Source organism: Gilliamella sp. ESL0232, from assembly GCF_013346885.1.
Taxonomy (GTDB): Bacteria; Pseudomonadota; Gammaproteobacteria; order Enterobacterales; family Orbaceae; genus Gilliamella; species Gilliamella bombi.
This window is the reverse complement of the sequence record NZ_JAAEDW010000009.1, coordinates 48,694-69,084: the sequence shown is the minus strand read 5'-3', so window position 1 is coordinate 69,084 and position 20,391 is coordinate 48,694. Positions and strand designations below refer to the sequence as shown.

Below are 20,391 nucleotides of genomic sequence, written 5' to 3'. Positions count from 1 at the left end.
TAAGTTAATAATGAGTACGAAACTAGCACAAAACTATTAATATGACAATTTGTTATGTTCTAAGAAAAGAAAAATGCAATGGATAGATTTAGTATCTAATTTAGTGACAGAATTAACTGTCACCTTTATTATTGTCCTCTATACAGAAACACGCAATTTTATGTTCATTATAATTAATAAGCTGTGGTTGTTCTGTTGTACAACGTGAAAATGCTAAACGGCATCGAGCATTAAACGCACAACCCATAGGTGGATTTAGCGGACTTGGTAATTCACCTTCTAATTTAATTCTATCTCGTCTAAGATCAGGGTTTAATCTTGGGGTTGCTGATAATAGTGCCTGAGTATATGGATGTTTAGGGTTACGATAGATTTCATCTTTTCGTCCTTGTTCAACGCAACGACCCAAATACATTACCATTACGTCATCAGCAATGTGTTCAACGACGGAAAGGTCATGAGAAATAAAAATATAAGATAAACCTAGGTCTTGCTGTAGATCCATCATCAAATTTAGCACTTGTGCTCGTACAGAAACGTCTAATGCTGAAACAGGTTCATCAGCAACTACTATTTCGGGATCAAGCATTAAACCTCTTGCGATAGCAATGCGTTGACGTTGTCCTCCTGAAAACATATGGGGATAACGGTTATAAAACTCTTCTTTTAATCCAACTTTTTGCATCATTGATAGTACTTTTGCTTTACGATCATTTGCTGTTAGATCAGTATTAATAATTAGAGGCTCTTCTAATATGGAACCGATTTTTTTGCGGGGGTTCAATGATGAGTATGGATTTTGGAAAACAATTTGGATTTTTTGGCGTCGCAATTTTTGCGCTTGTTGATCATCATCCAATAGGTTCTGATTTTTGAAATAGAGTTCGCCTGATGTGGGTTTTTCAATCATTGTTAATAATCTTGCTAATGATGATTTTCCACAGCCTGATTCTCCAACAATTGCAAGTGTTTTGGCTTTTTCTAATGTGAAAGATACACCGTCAACAGCTTTAACTTGTTTAGCTTCAGAAAAAAAACCGCTTTTTACATGATAATATTTTGTCAGTTTTCGGGCATCAAGCAGTAATTCGTTATTTTCCATATTTTCCATGTTATTGTTCATATTGTGGTATCCCTTCGCTTGATAGTGGATAATGACATTTTACTTTTCTAGTTTCACCATAGCTAACTAGTGCTGGTTCTTGGGTATAACAATGTTCAGTAGCATAAGGACAACGAGGGTTGAGTAAACAGCCTGTTGGTCGATCATATTTTCCTGGTACAACGCCTGATAATGATGCTAATCGCTCTTTGTCTTGAGTGAACTCAGGCAGTGATCGTAATAGTGCCTGTGTGTAAGGGTGTAATGGTTTTTTAAAGATAATTTCAGCATCTCCTATTTCAACCACCTGTCCAGCATACATTACAATAATTTTTTGTGCAGCCTCAGAAACTAACGCTAAGTCATGAGTAATAAGAATTAATGCCATATTATTTTTGCGTTGCAACTCAAGTAATAACTCAATAATTTGCCCTTGAATTGTGACATCTAGTGCTGTTGTTGGTTCATCAGCAATTAAGAGTTTTGGATTGCATGCAATGGCTATTGCAATCATTACTCGTTGGCTCATTCCGCCAGATAACTGGTGCGGGTAAACCTTTAATCGATTTTCAGCATCAGGAATTCCGACTAATTTAAGCAATTCAATCGCTCTTGCTTTGAGCGCTTTTTTACTGCCACCTTGGTGGATTTTTAATGTTTCAATGATTTGGTAACCTATGGTAAAACATGGGTTTAAGCTAGTCATCGGATCTTGAAAGATCATTGCCACATCTGCACCTACAATTTTACGGCGCATTTTAGTTGAGATTTGTTGAAGATCTTTGCCATCAAAGTGTAATGCATTTGCATTGACCTTACCGGGAAAATCAATTAATCCCATTATGGCGAGTGAACTCACTGATTTTCCTGAACCTGATTCACCAACAATACCAACAACTTGCCCTTGTTCAACGTCATAACTAATGTGATCTACTGCTTTAAATCCACCAAATTGAACAGATAATTCTTTTACTTCTAATAGTGCCATGACTGTATCTCCATTACTGTTTCAATTTAGGATCAAGTGCATCACGCAAACCGTCTCCCATTAAGTTGAAAGCTAACACTGTCATTAAAATTACTAAGCCAGGAAAGGTAACAACCCACCATGCAGATTGTGCAAATTGCAATACGTCAGCAAGCATTGTTCCCCATTCTGGTGTTGGTGGTTGTGCGCCCATGCCTAAAAAACCTAATGCAGCCATGTCTAAAATTGCGTTCGAAAATCCTAATGAAGCTTGAACAATTAATGGTGCTAAACAGTTTGGCAGAATATTTATAAACATCTGCCGTAAGGCTCCCGCCCCAGCAACTCGTGAGGCGATCACATAATCTTTATTAATTTCAGCAATCGTTGCTCCGCGTGTTAAGCGAACATAATGTGGTAATGCAACAAAAGCTAATGCTATTGAAGCGTTAATAATTGATGGACCAAATATTGCAACTAATACAAGGGCAAGTAGTAAACTCGGTAATGCAAGCATGATATCCACTGCACGCATAATTACATTGTCTAAAAAACCACCTACATAACCAGCAATTAATCCTAATGTAATCCCTAAAATTAATGAGATAATAACTACTAAGCAACCGACTAATAAGGATAAACGGGCACCGTAAATGAGTCTGGATAGGATATCTCGTCCCACATCATCAGTTCCTAAAATAAATTGCCAACTGCCATCTTTCATCCAAACGGGTGGTGTTAGTAATGCATCTCTAAATTGTTCAGAAGGGGAATGTGGTGCAACAAAATTGGCAAAGATAGCTAGTAATACAACAATAATAATAAAGACTAGTCCAACGACTGCACCTTTATTTTTTGAAAAATAGAACCAGAACTCACGCATAGGCGTTAATGGTTTAGGTACGGCTAAACTGGTGTCTTGCGTATTGGTTGGTTCAGTAATAACCTGTTTATTCATCTGTAAAAACACTCTTATTTATGTCTAATACGTGGGTTAATAACCCCGTACAACATATCAACTAATAAATTCACTAAAATAATTATGACCGCAACAATTAAAACGCCACTTTGTACAACGGGGTAATCTCGACGCTGTAGCGCTTCAATTAACCAACGACCAATTCCTGGCCATGAAAAGACAGTTTCGGTCAATATGGCGCCGGCAAGCATTGTACCAACTTGTAAACCGATAACGGTAACAACAGGGATCATTGCATTACGCAATGCATGAACAAGGACAATTCGCATTCTACTAACGCCTTTAGCTCGTGCGGTTCGAATATAATCTTCACTCAATACTTCTAACATAGAAGAACGAGTCATGCGGACAATTACTGCTAATGGAATAGTTCCCAACACAATTGCAGGTAAAATTAAGTGAGTAACTGCATCGATAAAATCTTCTGTTTCACCCCATAATAAAGTATCTATTAACATAAATCCGGTTAAAGGATTACTTTCATCTAAGAAAAGCATATCACTAACACGACCAGATACTGGGGTTAAATTTAAGTGTACTGAGACTAACATGATTAGCATCATCCCCCACCAAAAAATTGGCATGGAGTAACCTGTTAAAGATAGTCCTATTGCTGTGTGATCAAATATTGAACCACGTTTCACTGCGGCAAGAACACCGATTGGGATTCCAAAACTAACAGCAAACAACATTGCACAAAATCCAAGTTCAAATGTTGCTTTAAATCGGGGTACAAATTCATCCCATACCGGAATTTGGCTTTTAAAAGAGGTTCCTAAATCGCCATGAAGCATGTTTATAATATATTGAAAATATTGTTGATACAGTGGTTTATCTAAACCCAGTTGAGTCATTAATTCAGCATGGCGTTCAGGGGTTAACCCTCGCTCTCCTGCAAGCACCATAATGGGATCACCCGGAATAAGGTGAACAAAAATAAAAGTAAGCAGTGTGATACAAATAAACGTTGGAATAAGTACACCTAACCGCTTTAGAATAAATTGAAACATGTAGTAGCTCTTAAATATTGCTTTTAAACTATCGTTTATAAAATAGATAAAATTTTTATTATTATTAAAAATAGATTTATAGCTCTAAATTTAGCAAAACCCAACGTAGTGATTAACCACACATTGGTGGTTAATCGTTAGGAATACTATTTTTCAAGCGTAACTTGGTTAAAATCATGTAATGCTAAAGGGTCCATAATATAGCCTTTAACCTCTTTACGTATTGGCATGTAACCCATTGAATGCGCAATCATTAATGCAGGTGCTTGATTATGCATTTCAACTTGTGCTTGTTTATATAGCTCAACTCTTTTTTCGTGATTTGACTCAATACGCGCTTGTTTCAATAAATCATCAAATGGTTTGTAACACCAGTGTGAATAGTTTAGACCCGCTTTAACCGCATCACAGCTCATCAAGACAGAATAAAAGTTATCAGGGTCGCCATTATCTCCAGCCCAGCCCATTAATACAGCATCATGTTCACCATCACGAATACGAGATAGATATTCTCCCCATTCATAACTCACAATTTTAGCTGTTACGCCAATTTTAGCCCAATCCGCTTGAATCATTTCGGCCATACGGCGTGCATTTGGGTTATATGGGCGTTGTACTGGCATTGCCCATAAATTGATAGTAAACCCGTTCTCTAATCCCGCTGATTTTAATAACTCTTTTGCTTGCGCTGGATCATAAGGGTAATCTTTCACTTCATCGTTATAACTCCACATTGATGGAGGAATAAAGTTTTTAGCTGGTTCAGCTGCACCTTGAAAAACAGCTTTTATAATCGCATCTTTGTTCACGGCCATATTTAATGCTTGGCGAACTTGCAACTTATCAAGTGGCGGCTTATCCATATTGTAGGCTAAATAGCCAATGTTAACGCCAGCCATTTCTTTAACAACAATATTTTTGTCTGATTTCATTCGTTCAACATCGGCTACATTTGGGTATGGCATAGCATGACACTCGCCTTTTTGTAACTTAGCATAACGAATTGCGGCATCTGGTGTAATAGAAAACACTAAGCGATCAAGTTTGGCTTTTGGACCAAAATAATCGGGATTTGCTTTATAAAGAATTCTGGAGTCTTTTTGGTATTGTACAAAAGTAAATGGGCCTGTACCAACAGGAACTAAGTCTAATTTTTCTGGTGTGTTTTTCTTAAGCATAGCATCAGCATATTCAGCTGATAAAATTGATGCAAATGACATTGCTAAATCTGCTAAAAAAGGGGCTTCTGGATGGTTTAATTCAAATACAACAGTATGGTCATCAATCTTTTTAATTTCTTTGATTAAATCTGGGAATCCCATACTTTCAAAGTATTCATATTGTCCACCAGAAACTTTGTGATAAGGATGATTTTTATCTTTTTGTCGCATAAATGTAAAAATAACATCATCAGCATTTAGGTTTCGTGTTGGTTTGAATTCTTTATTGCTATGCCACTTAACATCATCGCGTAAATGAAAAGTATAGGTTAAACCATCTTGGCTGATATCCCAAGATTTGGCTAAAGAAGGTTCAATTTCGGTAGTACCTAATTTAAATTCTACCAAACGATTATAAACAGGAACTGCACTTGCATCCATTGATACACCACTTGTTGCTAATTGTGGATTAAATGTTTCAGGCGAAGCCTCTGAACAATAAACCAATGTTTCAGCAGCATGAAGTTGTGCACTCGCAAGCATTGTTATTAGTCCTGCACTCAATAAGAATTTACGTTTATATTTCCTTAGATTACTCATAAAACCACTCCAATTATTTAATTGTAAACCGATTTTGTAACATTTAAACACAGGTAAGAATGTCGTATTTTTAATATTTTTTAAATATAGATTTAGTAAAACGTTCTAATTTTTATATTAATTAACTTTTATTTGGTTTAAATTCATATTTTTTATTTTTTGCACATATACAGTGCAAAGCGTACTATAATTAAAATTGCGATATAGCATAAAAGTTACAATAAAATTCCATTTTAGATTAAAAATAACTTTTAACAACAATATAACGACAGTTAAGTACTATGTAACAGATAAAATAAGCAAAAATAGTGCCATTTTTAATTTACAAATTCATATTAAAAAAGAACAGGTATATTTTATTTTCGTAGTTCTTAATTTATATCTAGTTCTAGATTTATTATATAACTTATCACTTACTAATTGATTTTTATAGAATGTATTATAGTTAGTGTAAGTAAAATAATCATTAAATTAATGATGTAAAATTAACTTATTACTGGATTTAGCTTAATTTTAGTTGAACACTGTTGAGTAGTGAAACAAGGTGAAAGGCTTATTTGAAAAGGCTTTAGGCATAAAAAAACCTGTTAGAAGCAGGTCTTAGAATTTGGTGATTGGTGCCCGGACGCGGAATCGAACCACGGACACGGGGATTTTCAATCCCCTGCTCTACCGACTGAGCTATCCGGGCAACAATGGATGCACATTAAACACGATTCGTGATTATCAGTCAATCCCTTTTGTAATATTTTTTTTAAAATATATATTGTTTGGTTGAAAAATAGCTAATCATCTTCATATTAAAAGATAATTTTTAATAATATGTTTTTATCCTTATAGGAATTATATATGCGATTTGTTGGCTTTATTATCTTTTTTATTTATGTTTATTTTGAACTTACCTTTTTCATAGCTGTTGCCAATTCAATTGGTATTTTTCTTGCTTTAATTTGTATTATTGCAACATCTATTCTTGGTTTCTCGTTAGTTAAAACTCAGGGTTTGAAAAACCTTAGTATTATGCAACAAAAAATAGCTAACAATCAAAGCTATAAAAATGAATTAATTAGAAGTGTAGCTTTGCTTTTTGCCGGTTTTTTCTTGCTTATTCCAGGTTTTTTAACTGATATTTTAGGTGCAATCTTATTAATACCCCATGCACAAGATCATATCGTGGAATTTATTGTTCGAAAAATGCCAATAAGATCAAAATTTTCTTCATCACAAATGCATTATCAAGAGAGTGATATTATTGAGGGTGAATTCAAACAGAAAGATGATGAATAAATAATCAGTTAGACTTTTTTTAAATTTGTTCTCTTGAAGAATTTAAAATAATCCCCATATATTATGCACTATATTAAAAAATCATAATTCTATGATTTCTGTTAATAATTATCTTAATTAAAAATTAGTGCTAGGAGATAACTAATGAAAATTCGTCCATTGCATGATCGTGTGATCATTAAACGTAAAGAAGTAGAATCAAAATCAGCTGGTGGTATTGTTTTAACTGGTTCGGCAGCAGGTAAATCAACTCGCGGAGAAGTTTTAGCTGTTGGTAATGGTCGCATTTTAGAAAATGGTCAAGTACAACCGCTAGATGTTAAAGTGGGAGATATCGTAATTTTCAATGAAGGATACGGCGTTAAAACAGAAAAAATCGATAATGAAGAAGTGCTTATCTTATCTGAAAGCGATATCTTAGCGATTGTACAAGCATAACTGACAACTAATTTAATTTATATACAGAATTTAGGAGAAATACGAAGATGGCAGCTAAAGATGTGAAATTTGGTAATGACGCTCGCGCCAAAATGCTTAAAGGCGTTAATGTATTAGCCGATGCAGTTAAAGTAACATTAGGTCCAAAAGGACGTAATGTAGTATTAGATAAATCTTTTGGCGCACCAACCATTACTAAAGATGGTGTTTCTGTTGCTCGTGAAATCGAATTAGAAGATAAATTCGAAAATATGGGTGCGCAAATGGTTAAAGAGGTCGCATCTAAAGCAAATGATGCAGCAGGTGATGGTACAACTACTGCAACTGTTCTTGCTCAAGCGATTGTTAATGAAGGTTTAAAAGCTGTTGCTGCTGGTATGAATCCAATGGATTTAAAACGTGGTATTGATAAAGCAGTTGTTGCAGCTGTTGAAGAGCTTAAAAAATTATCTGCACCATGCGCTGATTCTAAAGCCATTGCTCAAGTAGGTACAATTTCAGCTAACTCTGATGAAACTGTTGGTACTTTAATTGCTCAAGCAATGGAAAAAGTAGGTAAAGAAGGTGTTATTACAGTTGAAGATGGCACTGGTTTACAAGATGAGCTTGATGTTGTTGAGGGTATGCAGTTTGATCGTGGTTACCTATCACCATACTTTATCAATAAACCTGAAACTGCAACTGTTGAATTAGATAGCCCATATATTTTATTAGCCGATAAAAAAATCTCTAACATCCGCGAATTATTACCAGTGCTTGAAGCTGTAGCTAAAGCAGGTAAATCTTTATTGATTATCGCAGAAGATGTTGAAGGCGAAGCACTTGCAACATTAGTTGTGAATACTATGCGTGGCATTGTTAAAGTTGCAGCTGTTAAAGCTCCTGGCTTTGGTGATCGTCGTAAAGCAATGTTACAAGATATTGCAATCTTAACTGCGGGTACTGTAATTTCAGAAGAAATTGGTTTAGAACTTGAAAAAACAACTCTTGAAGATTTAGGTCAAGCAAAACGTGTTGTAATCAATAAAGACAACACAACTATCATTGATGGTGTTGGTGAGGAGTCATTAATTAATGCTCGCGTTGAACAAATTCGTAAACAAATCGAAGAATCAACTTCTGACTATGATAAAGAAAAACTTCAAGAACGCGTTGCGAAACTTGCTGGCGGTGTTGCTGTAATTAAAGTTGGTGCGGCAACTGAAGTTGAAATGAAAGAGAAAAAAGCTCGTGTTGAAGACGCATTACATGCAACTCGTGCAGCTGTTGAAGAAGGTGTTGTAGCCGGTGGTGGTGTTGCTCTTGTCCGTGCCGCAACTACTATTTCAGAACTTAAGGGGGCAAACGAAGATCAAAACGTTGGTATCAAAGTTGCACTTCGTGCGATGGAAGCTCCATTACGTCAAATCGTGACTAACTGTGGTGAAGAAGCATCTGTTGTTGTTAATGCCGTTAAAGGTGGTAAAGGTAACTATGGTTACAATGCCGCAACTGAAGAATATGGTGATATGATTGCAATGGGTATTTTAGATCCAACTAAAGTGACACGTAGTGCATTACAATATGCTGCTTCAGTTGCCGGCCTTATGATTACAACTGAATGTATGGTAACTGATTTACCTAAAGATGATAAGGCTGACTTAGGTGCCGCTGGTGGTATGGGTGGCATGGGTGGTATGGGCGGAATGATGTAATTCTTTTCGTCAGTACGAAATAAGCTTATCAATACAAACCACTCGTTTATGCGAGTGGTTTTTTTATGAATTTTTTCTTTAGTTATATATTCTCTTTATAAAATAACTGCAAAATAAAAATACCAATAATAATTTAAATTTTTAATTGATTAAATAAAGTATAGATAATAATCTGTTATACCAGCAAAAAGCTTGCTCTATACTTGATGATTATCATTTATTTTTTAATTTTCTGATTTTGTATGACTGTTTTACTTGTCAAAATCAGATGTTAAATAGATAATAACATTATGAAAAGATGAAATTTATCTTTTCTATAAGATCAAATTATTGTTCCAAACTTTATTTTTTTATTTAAAATAGAATTTAAAGTAATTAAATAATAAGTGAATATAGAAATAAGCAATTAAGGAAAGAAATAATGGGTGTAGCTCCAAGAAAAAAATTAGCCAATACAGAAGAAAAAGACTATTCGGTTAGACAACGTGAAAAAAAAGCAAAAGTAGAAACTCCACTTGCTAATATTCAAGAAAATACTTTTTTTAAAGTTATTTTTTCAGATAGTCTTTCACTGGAACAAAAAGTAGAAGAAGTTACTAATATTTTAGAATTTTCTGACAATAAGGAAATTGATCGGGCAAAAATTCAAGAATTTGATACATTTAAAGAATATCTTCAATCAATTTCTGAAGAGATGTCTAAACAACGTATTGAGATGACTGATACCGAAGTATTTGCTGAATTACAACGAGTGTATGCTGATTTTAATAATGATCTTAATGATTTTATCGAAAAAATAAAACCACTTACCGAACTCACCGATGCTTTATATAACTTACGCCAAAATGGTGAAACCCGAAATGCATTAGCTCAAATTAAAGCCGATCAAGAATGGGACGAAGAAAAAGTAACGCAAAAAGCAAATGTGCAAAGTGAAATTATTAATATTGAAAAACAAATATCTGAATTAAAAAAAGAAATAGAGTTATTACAACAGGATAAAAAGTTTTTTGGCCTAGGGAAAATTAAAGCCGCATCAAAAGCTAAAATTGTGACTAATGAAGAAAAAATAGCTAAATTAAATCAACAAATAAAAAACAAAAATAAAGAATTAGATGATATTCAGATAGAAATAACAAAGCGTCACGAGCAACGCTCTGAATCAATCGATGTTGAAAAATTAAAAGAGTTGCTAAATTTAACTTCAGAACAGCATACATTACGTCAAGCTGATATGGTTGAATCGGCATTAAAATTTGTGAATCAAGGTAAAGAGCGTTTTGGTGCAATTCGTAATCATCTTGAAAAAATGGTTAAACAGATTGAAGGACTTAGTGACAATAATGGCAATATGATACAAATTTATGCCATTATGAACGAAGCGACCAAAAAAGTAGAGAAAGTCCATCGTGAACGTAGACAAGAGCTTGAGAGTAAAGATGTTGGTGATAATTTGTTAGAGTCAATGAAGCTTGATGAAACACGCCGTAATTTGGATGAACACATTGATACTGTATCCACAGCAACTGTTGATACTATGCAAACCTATGGTGAATTAACAACTGAAGCTATTAAAATTCGTAATATGCAAGCAGCAACCAAAAAACAAGTTGAAAGTGCAAGAGCAATGCATTCAAGAGGCATCGCATCGGTTGCTTCACAACTCAGTGTTGTTGTAACAGCAGTTAACTCAGCTGCAATTAATGAAGCACAATCAATGGCCGGTAATACTTTAGCCGAAATGACTCGAGTAACAAATGACATTGCTAAAAATGAAGCTATTCGAATTGCAACTGGTCGTGATGAAATTAATAATGATTTAGAAGCCATGCTACAAAATTTAGCGGAATTTGGTGATACCCAAAAAGAAGCGACTGAAATCACCCGTGCGGCACTAGAAACAATGCGAGCAAATTTGGAAGAAATTGAAAAAATGTCCAAAGATGTTCAAAGTGATACACGAGAATTTATTGCGGTGACAGGTGATGTTTTATCAGAAAAATCTGAAACCAAAAAAGATAGCTCACATACTACTTCACCCTTTAAACTATAACAAAGGAATGCACAATGTATTTAGTTAGAGGGCGTGAATATTTAGCGCAATACCCTAATTTTACTTTAGTAGGAAGGGAACATGATTTAGAGAGAATATCGTCTATTCTCATACGAAAATCATCAAATTCTCTTTTGTTGACAGGGCCTGCAGGTGTAGGTGTTTCAATGCTTAGTCTTGGTTTACAGGCGGCTAAAAATAACCCAGATACACCATTTGATTTGATTGTAAAAAAATTATTTTGGTTAAATTGTGATGCTCTTTTTTCTAGCGGTGATAGTACTAAGATAAATAATGAGTTTCAAAGTATTTTAAAAAAGCTAATGCAAACTCCTGAGTCAGTGCTGATTATTACTGATACGGCTAATTTTTTAGAAGCAGCACATAATACAGGTAATGCTCATTTTATTAATGCTCTAAATAACGCCGATAAATCAAATAATTTTCAAGTTATCCTCGAAGTTCGTGATGATAAACTTAGTAGTGTGCTAAAGGCTAGCACGAATATGCCTGAACTTTACACACTTTACGATGTCAAAGAACCTACTGGGGATAATTTAAATTCCATTGTTACTACTGTTGCAAAGGAGTTATCTGGATACCACAAAATTGAAGTGGATCAAGATGCTATTGATGAAGCGATACATTTAACCTGTAAATATCGTGATAGTTTAGGTTTAGGTGGGGCACAGCCTCAACGTGCTATTTCATTACTTGATCGTGCGCTTGCTAGTTATCGTCAACTTACACATAAACAGCATCCAAAAATTGCTGAGTTACTGGGTAAGATCGAAAAAAGTACCAGTGAAACAGAACAATATGATTTGCGGCAGCAGCTTGAACAATGGCAGCAAGATTGGCAGAATTTAAAGTCTGAAATTAGTAAAACATATCAATATCAACGTGATGCTGAAACGTTACGCTTCAAACTGCAAGATGAAATCACTCAGTTACAAGAAGAAGAGGACAATAATAAAAATTCAGAATCAGTTGCTATAAAGACATTCGCGCAATTAACGGCTGGAGGATTTGACTCTCCAGCAGTCGCTAAATTAAAGGAAAAAATTCGACAAATTGATGCTGAAATTGCACAAAATAATGAACAACATCAAAAATTGGTGATGCTAGCCAATAAAGATTTGCGATTAAATCGCCAAGAAGTGATTGCTGAATTTAGCAAAGTTTCAGGTATATCAGCAAACAAATTAGATGAGAATGAAGTTGAAAACTTGATTAATTTGGAGGCAAATTTATTATCGCGAATTTTTGGTCAAGATAACATTGTTAAACATGTCGCCAATTCGGTAAAGGTGGCTAAAGTTGACACGCTTGAAGAATCAGGCCCTGCAATGTCTTACCTATTTTTAGGTCCATCTGGTGTAGGTAAAACTGAAATGGCCAAAGCTTTAGCGGAATATGTTTATGGTGACGAAAAATCGTTGGTTCGTTTTGATATGTCAGAATACATGGAAAAACATGCTGTTGCTAAATTAATTGGTGCACCTCCGGGATATGAAGGATTTGAAGCAGGTGGAATTTTAACAAACTCAGTTAGAACAAAACCGGTTGGAATCTATTTATTTGATGAGATTGAAAAAGCACATCCTGATGTCTTTAATATCTTTTTACAGATCTTATCGGACGGACGATTAACCGATAATGTAGGTCGAACTGTCGATTTTTCTGATATCATGATTATTATGACCTCAAATATTGGACAATCTTACTATTTGGATCCTAATCTTTCTGATGAGGCTGCATGTGAATTAGCGACAAATGAACTGAATAATACTTATCGTTCAGAACTGCTTAATCGTTTTAATGGACGAGAAAATATTCTTCATTTTAAACGTCTACCAATGGAAGTTATTGAACGGATTATTCGTCGAGAAATTGACAAATTAAATCAATCATATAGTCATCGTGGCTACACTATCGAAATAAAAGATTCTTGTATCAGTACATTCTGTCACGATCATTATGATATCATTCGTGGTGCCCGAGGATTGCCGGGTTATATAAAAACCAATGTTAGGCCATTTATTGTTAATCATATTTTGCAGAATCCTCATGATCAAGGAGTGTTTAAAGCAATTTATAACCAGCAGACACATAGTTTTGATATGGAATTTTACAAAAATTAAAGGAAGATAAGATAGAGTTAGTTTTCTGTAACCTTTATTAAGGAAAGTGATTGGTTTCGGACGTTATTTAAATTTGGATAAAATATATCAATCAATAAAACGTTCGAAACCTAACAGTATAAAAAGTATTTTTATTTGAAATATTAAACTGAAAGATGTTGATAAAGAGTTATTACTCCAATAGAAATAAGTACTAACCCGCCCAAAAGCTCAGCCCGTTTACCAATTAAACAACCAATTTTATTACCTAATAATAACCCAATAGTAACCATTGTACAGGTAGCGAGTCCAATCATTGATGCAGCAAAAAAGATATTAACACTTGCTAATGCTAAGCCAACACCAACGGCAAATGCATCTATACTGGTTGAAATTGCTGTGAAAATTAGCATTAGAAAAGATTTTTTTGATGATGTTAATTCATCTTCTTGGCAATTTCCATCTGATTGTTTCTGGCTGTTATATATCATATTAATGCCTAAAAATAGCATGACAGCAAATACAACCCAATGATCCCATTGTTCAATATATTGCAATGCAATATAACCAACTAACCAGCCAAGCAATGGGGTAATAGCCTCAACAACACCAAATAGAATACCAATTTTGAATGCGCCTAAAATTGGTGTTGATTTAAGTGAAATCCCACGACAAACGGCGACAGCAAAGGCGTCGGTTGACATTGCTAGTGCTAATAATAAAATAGCCCAAAAATTCATGACATATACTCTTGCTTATAATTATTAAAAATTTATTACTATTATAATAATGGGTGATGATTTATTTATTTGTTACTGAAAATAGATAATTTGCTATTTTTTTATCACCTTTATTTTTATAAAGTTCAGCTGTTTTTATAACGTTGTCTCGACGATTAGCATCATATTGAAAAAGTTGCTTAAACATTAAGTCAGCTATTTTTTTATCATTATTTTGGATTGCACAATAACCATATTGTTCATAAGCATCAGCTTTCCAACGATGACGATCGAACTCAATACTCTGTTCAAATTGTTTTTTTGCTTCTTGATAACGATCTCGACCACATAAAAAAGAACCATAATGGACATGATATAATCCATTACCTGGTTGCATTAGAGTAATACGTTTGTAAATCATCTCGGCTTCGTTGTATTCACCAACATGTTGATCAAACATTGCCATGGCTAACATAACTTGGGGATTATTTGGAGAGTATTGTGCAGCTAATTTTAGATTATAATGCGCTATTTTGATATTTTCTTCTGACTCATTTGCTTTAGCAAGATATCCTAATCCAAGTCGCATTCTAGCCAAAGCTGCTTTTTCTGGATCAAATTCATTGTTGTCTTTCATTTGGCAACCCGCTAGTACTATCATCAAAAAATAGCTAGTTATAACTAACAATTTCTTCATCTACCTCTCCTTTTTATAAAGATTTATCCTTATGCTGTTTGCTTAACAAGGTTCTGCTTTTTATAAAGAGTCCTTTTAGTGCGGTCAACAACTTCTCCAGCTAACTGGCCACATGCAGCATCGATATCATCCCCCCGTGTTTTACGAACTATTACGGTAAATCCATATCCCATTAATGTTTTCATGAAGCGATCAATTCGTGTATTTGAACATCTTGAATAAGGCGCACCAGGGAACGGATTCCAAGGAATTAAATTAATTTTGCTAGGTACATTTTTTAGGAATTGAGCAAGCTCATGAGCATGTTCAACGCCATCGTTAATTTGATTAAGTAATACATATTCAATAGTTACTTTTCCGTGATTTGCGTTTGAAGATGAAAGATAACGCAGAATTGAATCACGCAGCATAGACATATTGTATTTTAGGTTAATTGGCATAATTTCACTACGAATAGTATCATTAGGTGCATGAAGTGATATCGCTAGCGCCACATCAATCATACCGGCTAGCTTATCTAAAGCGGGAACAACTCCTGATGTCGATAGTGTTACACGCCTTTTGGATAAACCATAGCCAAAATCATCTAACATAATTTCCATAGCTGGTGCAACATTAGATAAATTAAGTAGCGGTTCACCCATACCCATCATAACTACATTAGTAATGGGCCTATCTGCTAATTTTCCGGTGACACCAATTGCATTTGATGCACGCCATACTTGGCCAATAATTTCAGAAACGGTTAAATTACGATTAAATCCTTGTTGGGCTGTAGAACAAAATTTACACTCTAATGCGCAACCAACTTGAGATGAAACACATAATGTTGCACGATCACGTTCAGGAATATAAACAGACTCAATCAGTTGGTTATTACCAACATCAAGTGCCCATTTTATTGTGCCATCAGAAGAACGCTGTTCTATGGCAATCTTCGGAGCTTTAATTTCTGCTAAAGTCTTTAGTTGTTCACGTAGTTTTTTATTGATATCGGTCATTTGATCAAAATTATCTACACCAAAATGATAGATCCATTTCATTACTTGATCAGCTCGAAACGGTTTTTCACCAAGTGATATAAAAAACTCTCTTAATTGTTGGCGTGTGAAGTTTAGTAAATTTATTCTTTCGTTTATGGAATTAGTTGTATTAAGATTCATTGTATTGGCAGCGTCTAAACAATTTTGAGACGTATTAGATGTAGATGTTGTTAACATAAGGCCTCGTTTTTACACATTATGGCTATTTCTTTTTTTAGGAAAAGGATTATACTGTTTTTAACTTAATCTGGCTATATAGAATATTGGCAATGCTTGAAAGATGAAGAAATCAACAATGTTAGAAAAAATAGGTGGTTTGACTTTAAAATTATCTTTACTTCTATTTCCTACTTTTACCATGGCACAACAGATCACATTAAATAAACTGATTGGACAGTTTGACGAAAAAAAAGATAATGATTTTATTGCGTTAGACTCAACTATACTACCTGTTAATAAAAAAGGAATGTATCTACAAAAAGAACCAACCGAACAACTTATAAAAGCCTACAATGACTTTAAAAAAGTTCATCCAGATATTCCTTTTATCATAGTAAGTGCAACGCGAAATTATACTTACCAAAACGGTATTTGGCAACGGAAATGGGATGCTTTATCAGCTAAAATAAATGACCCAGAAAAAATTGCTGAAGAAATTCTAAAATTTTCGTCTATGCCTGGCACATCAAGGCATCATTGGGGGACAGATATTGATATTACCAGCGTTTCATCAACATATTTTAAGGATGATAAAAAAGGTATTATTCTATATAAATGGCTTCAAAAAAATCTGCCTAAATATGGATTTTGCCAAGCTTTTAATGAAGGACGCAAAGGAGGATATCAACCTGAAGAATGGCACTGGTCATATAGACCTATTGCTAGTCAATATATTGACCAATACAAAACTGTATTGGAAAGAGATCCAGAAGTTATCATGAAAGCTTTAAGTTTCATAGGACACGATAAAATCAAGCTAGAAAGTCTAGTTAAAGAGTATGTATTAACTGTGAATGCTGATTGTTATTAATATATTTTTATTATTAATGTTTTCTCCAATAAGGCAAACATATTGTTACAATAAGGCCCCCACCATCACGGTTAGATGCTTGGATAGTACCGTTATGCATAATGACGGTCTTTCTAGCAATAGCCAGTCCTAGGCCATAACCTTTACCTAATTGTGGAGATTGAATACGGACAAAGGGTTCAAAAATACTTGATAACTTGTTTTCTTCAACTCCAGGACCTCGATCTTTAACTTCAATTTGTAAATACTTACCAGTTTCTTTTAATGAAACTTCTACGGCTTGCTTAGCTTTTGAAAAACGAATAGCATTGCGAATAATGTTTTCAATAGCACGACGTATTTGTTCTGAATTACCTTTAACAATTGGATGAGTAATAGATGATAAAGTAAAATGTACTTCAATTAACTGGTGATTAGCTTCATAATTAGCATCATTGATTACTACACTTATTAAGTCTTTTAAATCAAAATATTCATCAGTGCGATTATTCATTTCAGCACGAGAATAATTTAGAATTTCGCCAATTAACTGATCTAAACGTTCTGACTCTAACTCTATTCTAGCTAAAGATGTATCAATATTTTGTTTATTTTGTTGAGCAAGTCCAATTGCTAGTTGCAATCGAGCAAGTGGAGTTCTAAGCTCATGGGAAACATCATGAAGGAGAGACTGACGATCAGAAAGTAATATATTAAGTTGCTCAACCATCATATCAAAATCTTTACCTAATTCACTAAGTTCGTCACGCCTAGGTTTTAGTTTATTGAATAATCTAACAGAAAGATCTCCCTGAGATACCTTGAAAAAACCTTGCCTTAATAACCTCATCGGTCTAGTTAAATTCCATGCTAGAAAAAGGCTAAAAACAAGTCCAACACATATGCCCATTAATACAATGGGCAAGGGCATGTTGAACAATGCCTTTTTAACATGATCCTCTTTATCCTCTTTAAATGAAACAGAATAAAGAGTTCCGTCAGGAGCGACGGTCATGCGTTGATAAGCATATGTAGGTGTTTCTAATTCATCGGTTAAAATATTAACTTGATCATTCAGTGGAGAAACTAATTTTATTGACAGTAACGTTCTTTCTCGCTCAGGTAAATGTGCTATAAAATTAAGTGTTTCATCTTCACCAGCTACATGTAATAACTGGGCAATCATATCGACTTTCGTCGGCATATGATTGAGAAATCTTTGATTTTTATTTTCTACATAAATAGAAAATGCAATCCAAGTCAATTGGAAGGTAAGATAAAAGATTACCCCAAACGTGATAAGTATTTTCCAGAATAATCGATGATTCATGTCAAGCCTATTTGTTTGTTAACGAATACGGTAACCGACGGCTCTAATCGTCTCTATTGTCACATCATTTTGTGCAACTTGATGTAATTTTTGGCGAATATTGCTGATATGGACATCAACACTACGATCATAAAGTTCTCTTGCTCGACCAAGTCCAATTTCAGATAATTCTTCTTTAGTTACCACTCGTTCGCTATGCTTCACTAATAGAACTAATAAATTAAACTCGGTTGATGTCAAATCAATCACTTGTCCATTCCACGTACAAAGCCGTTGAGGTAGATCTAACATTAAACCATTAAAATGGTATTTTTTATCATCAACCATTTCGACCGAACGCTCATCAAAACGTCGTAAAACTGCACGTAATCTTGCTAATAATTCACGCGGATAACATGGTTTTGGAATGTAATCATCAGCACCTAATTCCAAACCCAAAACGCGATCAATATTATCACCCTTAGCAGTTAACATAATAACAGGCATATTACATTGTTGACGGATGCTTTTCAGGACATCAATACCATTAATATCTGGTAACATCACGTCTAAGATTGCTGCACGATATTTACCTGATAGCGCTTCATCAATACCATCTTTACCTAAATAAACACTTTTGATATTAAAACCTTCATTAGTCAAATATTCGCTAAGCATTTGTGATAATTCAATATCATCATCTATTAATAAAATATTTATCATAATCGCAATCGCCATTGTTATCTAATTATAGGTTTTTACATTATTGCAATAATAAAAAAAAAGTCAGGTTCTTTTACTAAAATATTACATATTTTAAACTATTCCTGATTATTTAATTCACTATTAAATAATGTAAAAAGGTTTAAGACATAACTATATGTATTAATATATTTTTTCACAATAACCACCATAACCATTATGCTACTTTCTAATGGTTATAAGTAGGTATTATTCAAATCTTAATTAAGATAGACTAAAATAGTCAGTTTACTTAACACTAAATGTTCCATCATTTAACATTACTAAAGTTAATATGGAGATAAAAAATAGAACAACAAGTAATCTGGCAACAATTAATTCAATTGGTAAAACATGATGTTTTACCTGCAGTTGGTTGTACAGAGCCCATATCTTTAGCTTTGGTTGCAGCTATTGCGATGCAACATAGTAGCAACAAACATTGAAAAAATTGATGCTTATGTTTCGCCTAATTTAATAAAAAATGGTAAGGTGGTAACTGTGCCAGGTACTGGTATGGTTGGATTACCTGTTGCTGCTGCCATTGGCGCAATCGGTGGTTGGGTATTATGAGCCTATTGATATGGCTATTTGTAGTATGATTCGTGATTTATCTGGTATTATTTGTGATGGTGCTTCAAGCAGTTGCGTAATGAAAGTATCAACTTCAGTGTCTTCTGGATTTAAAGCAGTATTAATGGCATTAAGCCAAATTAGAGTGATAGATAAAGAAGGAAGGAATTGTTTTTTGATAGCGTGGAAACATCAATCAATAATCTTGGTACCATTGTAGTCAAAGCATGAATATTTGCTTTATGATAAAATATTAGGCTTTTAGCGATTTTAATATAAGCAATCAGCATATTTTTAAAAAAATTACTGGACAATGTTATTTTTTATGCGTAATATTTCGTCCTGATTCTATGGTGGCTATAGCTCAGTTGGTAGAGCCCTGGATTGTGATTCCAGTTGTCGTGGGTTCGAATCCCATTAGCCACCCCATTTTATTAAATAGAAAAGCTAACGGCGAGTAGCGCAGCTTGGTAGCGCAACTGGTTTGGGACCAGTGGGTCGGAGGTTCGAATCCTCTCTCGCCGACCATTTTTAAATAAAAAGCTCGTTCATTTAGTTGAGATTTTTTGTTTCAAAATAGACTATTTTTTCATCTGTTTGTTCCAATATGCACAACGAAGTGATCCAACTAAGAAGAAAGTGTTGAGAACATATAACTTATTATAAATAAGTTGACTAATAATCCAATTATTTCAAAAAATAAAATACTGATTATTAATCATTGTGTTATGATAATTTGTTTTTCCGTTCGTTATTGTGGTTGTTTTGTCTTTTTAATATATAACGGCATGTTATTATATTCCTACCTACAAAAATTATTCTTATCTTACTTGTTTTATGGTGATATTTTGTTTTAATAGATAAAAATATCTCTTTATATAACCTCT

Annotated in this window: 17 protein-coding genes, 3 tRNA genes and 1 pseudogene; 10 read left to right on the top strand and 11 right to left on the bottom strand. The window is 34.1% G+C overall.

The genetic code is table 11. The features are described 5' to 3' along the window. Positions 1-112: 112 nt before the first annotated feature. The 6 genes from GYW75_RS10070 to GYW75_RS10045 form a co-directional block, all read right to left on the bottom strand. Positions 113-1,123 (bottom strand): peptide ABC transporter ATP-binding protein, encoded by a 1,011-nt coding sequence (locus GYW75_RS10070; protein ID WP_274600373.1) that lies wholly within the window; start codon positions 1,121-1,123, stop codon positions 113-115. Next, the gene (dppD, locus tag GYW75_RS10065) at positions 1,113-2,090 is read right to left on the bottom strand and encodes a dipeptide ABC transporter ATP-binding protein (protein WP_065561598.1); all 978 of its coding nucleotides are present in this window, start codon (positions 2,088-2,090) and stop codon (positions 1,113-1,115) included. The genes GYW75_RS10070 and dppD overlap by 11 nt, the downstream gene beginning before the upstream one ends. A gap of 13 nt (positions 2,091-2,103) precedes the next feature. Continuing rightward, positions 2,104-3,027 carry a dipeptide ABC transporter permease DppC gene (gene dppC, locus GYW75_RS10060; RefSeq protein WP_065569481.1) on the bottom strand — a complete coding sequence of 308 codons (924 nt, stop codon included), beginning with the start codon at positions 3,025-3,027 and terminating at the stop codon, positions 2,104-2,106. Positions 3,028-3,041: 14 nt separating this feature from the next. Beyond that, the gene (dppB, locus tag GYW75_RS10055; RefSeq protein ID WP_034914661.1) at positions 3,042-4,058 is read right to left on the bottom strand and encodes a dipeptide ABC transporter permease DppB; all 1,017 of its coding nucleotides are present in this window, start codon (positions 4,056-4,058) and stop codon (positions 3,042-3,044) included. A gap of 146 nt (positions 4,059-4,204) precedes the next feature. Next, a complete protein-coding gene (locus GYW75_RS10050; protein WP_446719044.1) occupies positions 4,205-5,761 on the bottom strand; it encodes an ABC transporter substrate-binding protein in 1,557 nt (518 codons plus the stop codon). A 672-nt stretch (positions 5,762-6,433) separates the two neighbouring features. Beyond that, positions 6,434-6,509: transfer RNA gene (locus GYW75_RS10045), tRNA-Phe, on the bottom strand. 158 nt (positions 6,510-6,667) lie between these two features. Between GYW75_RS10045 and GYW75_RS10040 the strand changes: the two genes are divergently transcribed. From GYW75_RS10040 to GYW75_RS10020, 5 genes are all read left to right on the top strand, one after another. Continuing rightward, entirely contained in the window at positions 6,668-7,105 is a 438-nt protein-coding gene (locus GYW75_RS10040; protein ID WP_174799283.1) for an FxsA family protein, read from the top strand. Positions 7,106-7,249: 144 nt separating this feature from the next. Further along, positions 7,250-7,543, top strand: coding sequence for a co-chaperone GroES (locus tag GYW75_RS10035; RefSeq protein WP_034915350.1), 294 nt, complete (start codon positions 7,250-7,252; stop codon positions 7,541-7,543). Positions 7,544-7,590: 47 nt separating this feature from the next. Beyond that, positions 7,591-9,237 (top strand): chaperonin GroEL, encoded by a 1,647-nt coding sequence (groL, locus tag GYW75_RS10030; RefSeq protein WP_174799282.1) that lies wholly within the window; start codon positions 7,591-7,593, stop codon positions 9,235-9,237. Positions 9,238-9,658: 421 nt separating this feature from the next. Beyond that, on the top strand, positions 9,659-11,290 hold the full coding sequence (locus GYW75_RS10025; RefSeq protein WP_065560207.1) for a hypothetical protein: 1,632 nt from the start codon (positions 9,659-9,661) through the stop codon (positions 11,288-11,290). 14 nt (positions 11,291-11,304) lie between these two features. Further along, positions 11,305-13,434: an AAA family ATPase gene (locus GYW75_RS10020; RefSeq protein ID WP_065560206.1), complete on the top strand. Its 2,130-nt coding sequence runs from the start codon at positions 11,305-11,307 to the stop codon at positions 13,432-13,434. 143 nt (positions 13,435-13,577) lie between these two features. Here GYW75_RS10020 and GYW75_RS10015 read toward each other — a convergent pair whose 3' ends face one another. The 3 genes from GYW75_RS10015 to GYW75_RS10005 form a co-directional block, all read right to left on the bottom strand. Then, the gene (locus GYW75_RS10015) at positions 13,578-14,153 is read right to left on the bottom strand and encodes a manganese efflux pump MntP (RefSeq protein ID WP_065560205.1); all 576 of its coding nucleotides are present in this window, start codon (positions 14,151-14,153) and stop codon (positions 13,578-13,580) included. Positions 14,154-14,214: 61 nt separating this feature from the next. Beyond that, the gene (locus GYW75_RS10010; RefSeq protein WP_065560204.1) at positions 14,215-14,829 is read right to left on the bottom strand and encodes a hypothetical protein; all 615 of its coding nucleotides are present in this window, start codon (positions 14,827-14,829) and stop codon (positions 14,215-14,217) included. Positions 14,830-14,858: 29 nt separating this feature from the next. Beyond that, a complete protein-coding gene (locus GYW75_RS10005; protein ID WP_034910857.1) occupies positions 14,859-15,992 on the bottom strand; it encodes a bifunctional tRNA (adenosine(37)-C2)-methyltransferase TrmG/ribosomal RNA large subunit methyltransferase RlmN in 1,134 nt (377 codons plus the stop codon). A gap of 175 nt (positions 15,993-16,167) precedes the next feature. Here GYW75_RS10005 and GYW75_RS10000 point away from each other — a divergent pair, with 175 nt between their 5' ends. After that, positions 16,168-16,902 (top strand): M15 family metallopeptidase, encoded by a 735-nt coding sequence (locus tag GYW75_RS10000; RefSeq protein WP_238786469.1) that lies wholly within the window; start codon positions 16,168-16,170, stop codon positions 16,900-16,902. A gap of 13 nt (positions 16,903-16,915) precedes the next feature. Here GYW75_RS10000 and GYW75_RS09995 read toward each other — a convergent pair whose 3' ends face one another. Together GYW75_RS09995 and GYW75_RS09990 are read right to left on the bottom strand one after the other, a co-directional pair. Next, the gene (locus tag GYW75_RS09995; protein ID WP_174799280.1) at positions 16,916-18,211 is read right to left on the bottom strand and encodes an ATP-binding protein; all 1,296 of its coding nucleotides are present in this window, start codon (positions 18,209-18,211) and stop codon (positions 16,916-16,918) included. An 18-nt stretch (positions 18,212-18,229) separates the two neighbouring features. Continuing rightward, complete coding sequence (locus GYW75_RS09990; RefSeq protein WP_034910896.1) at positions 18,230-18,910, bottom strand: response regulator transcription factor; 681 nt, start codon at positions 18,908-18,910, stop codon at positions 18,230-18,232. Positions 18,911-19,239: 329 nt separating this feature from the next. Between GYW75_RS09990 and GYW75_RS12820 the strand changes: the two are divergent. The 4 genes and pseudogenes from GYW75_RS12820 to GYW75_RS09970 form a co-directional block, all read left to right on the top strand. After that, positions 19,240-19,492 (top strand): annotated as a pseudogene (locus GYW75_RS12820) (serine dehydratase subunit alpha family protein); the annotation flags it as partial. Positions 19,493-19,514: 22 nt separating this feature from the next. Further along, on the top strand, positions 19,515-19,724 hold the full coding sequence (locus GYW75_RS09980) for an L-serine ammonia-lyase, iron-sulfur-dependent, subunit alpha (RefSeq protein WP_238786468.1): 210 nt from the start codon (positions 19,515-19,517) through the stop codon (positions 19,722-19,724). A gap of 133 nt (positions 19,725-19,857) precedes the next feature. Then, positions 19,858-19,933: transfer RNA gene (locus GYW75_RS09975), tRNA-His, on the top strand. Positions 19,934-19,955: 22 nt separating this feature from the next. Then, a tRNA-Pro gene (locus GYW75_RS09970) sits at positions 19,956-20,032 on the top strand. Positions 20,033-20,391: the final 359 nt, after the last annotated feature.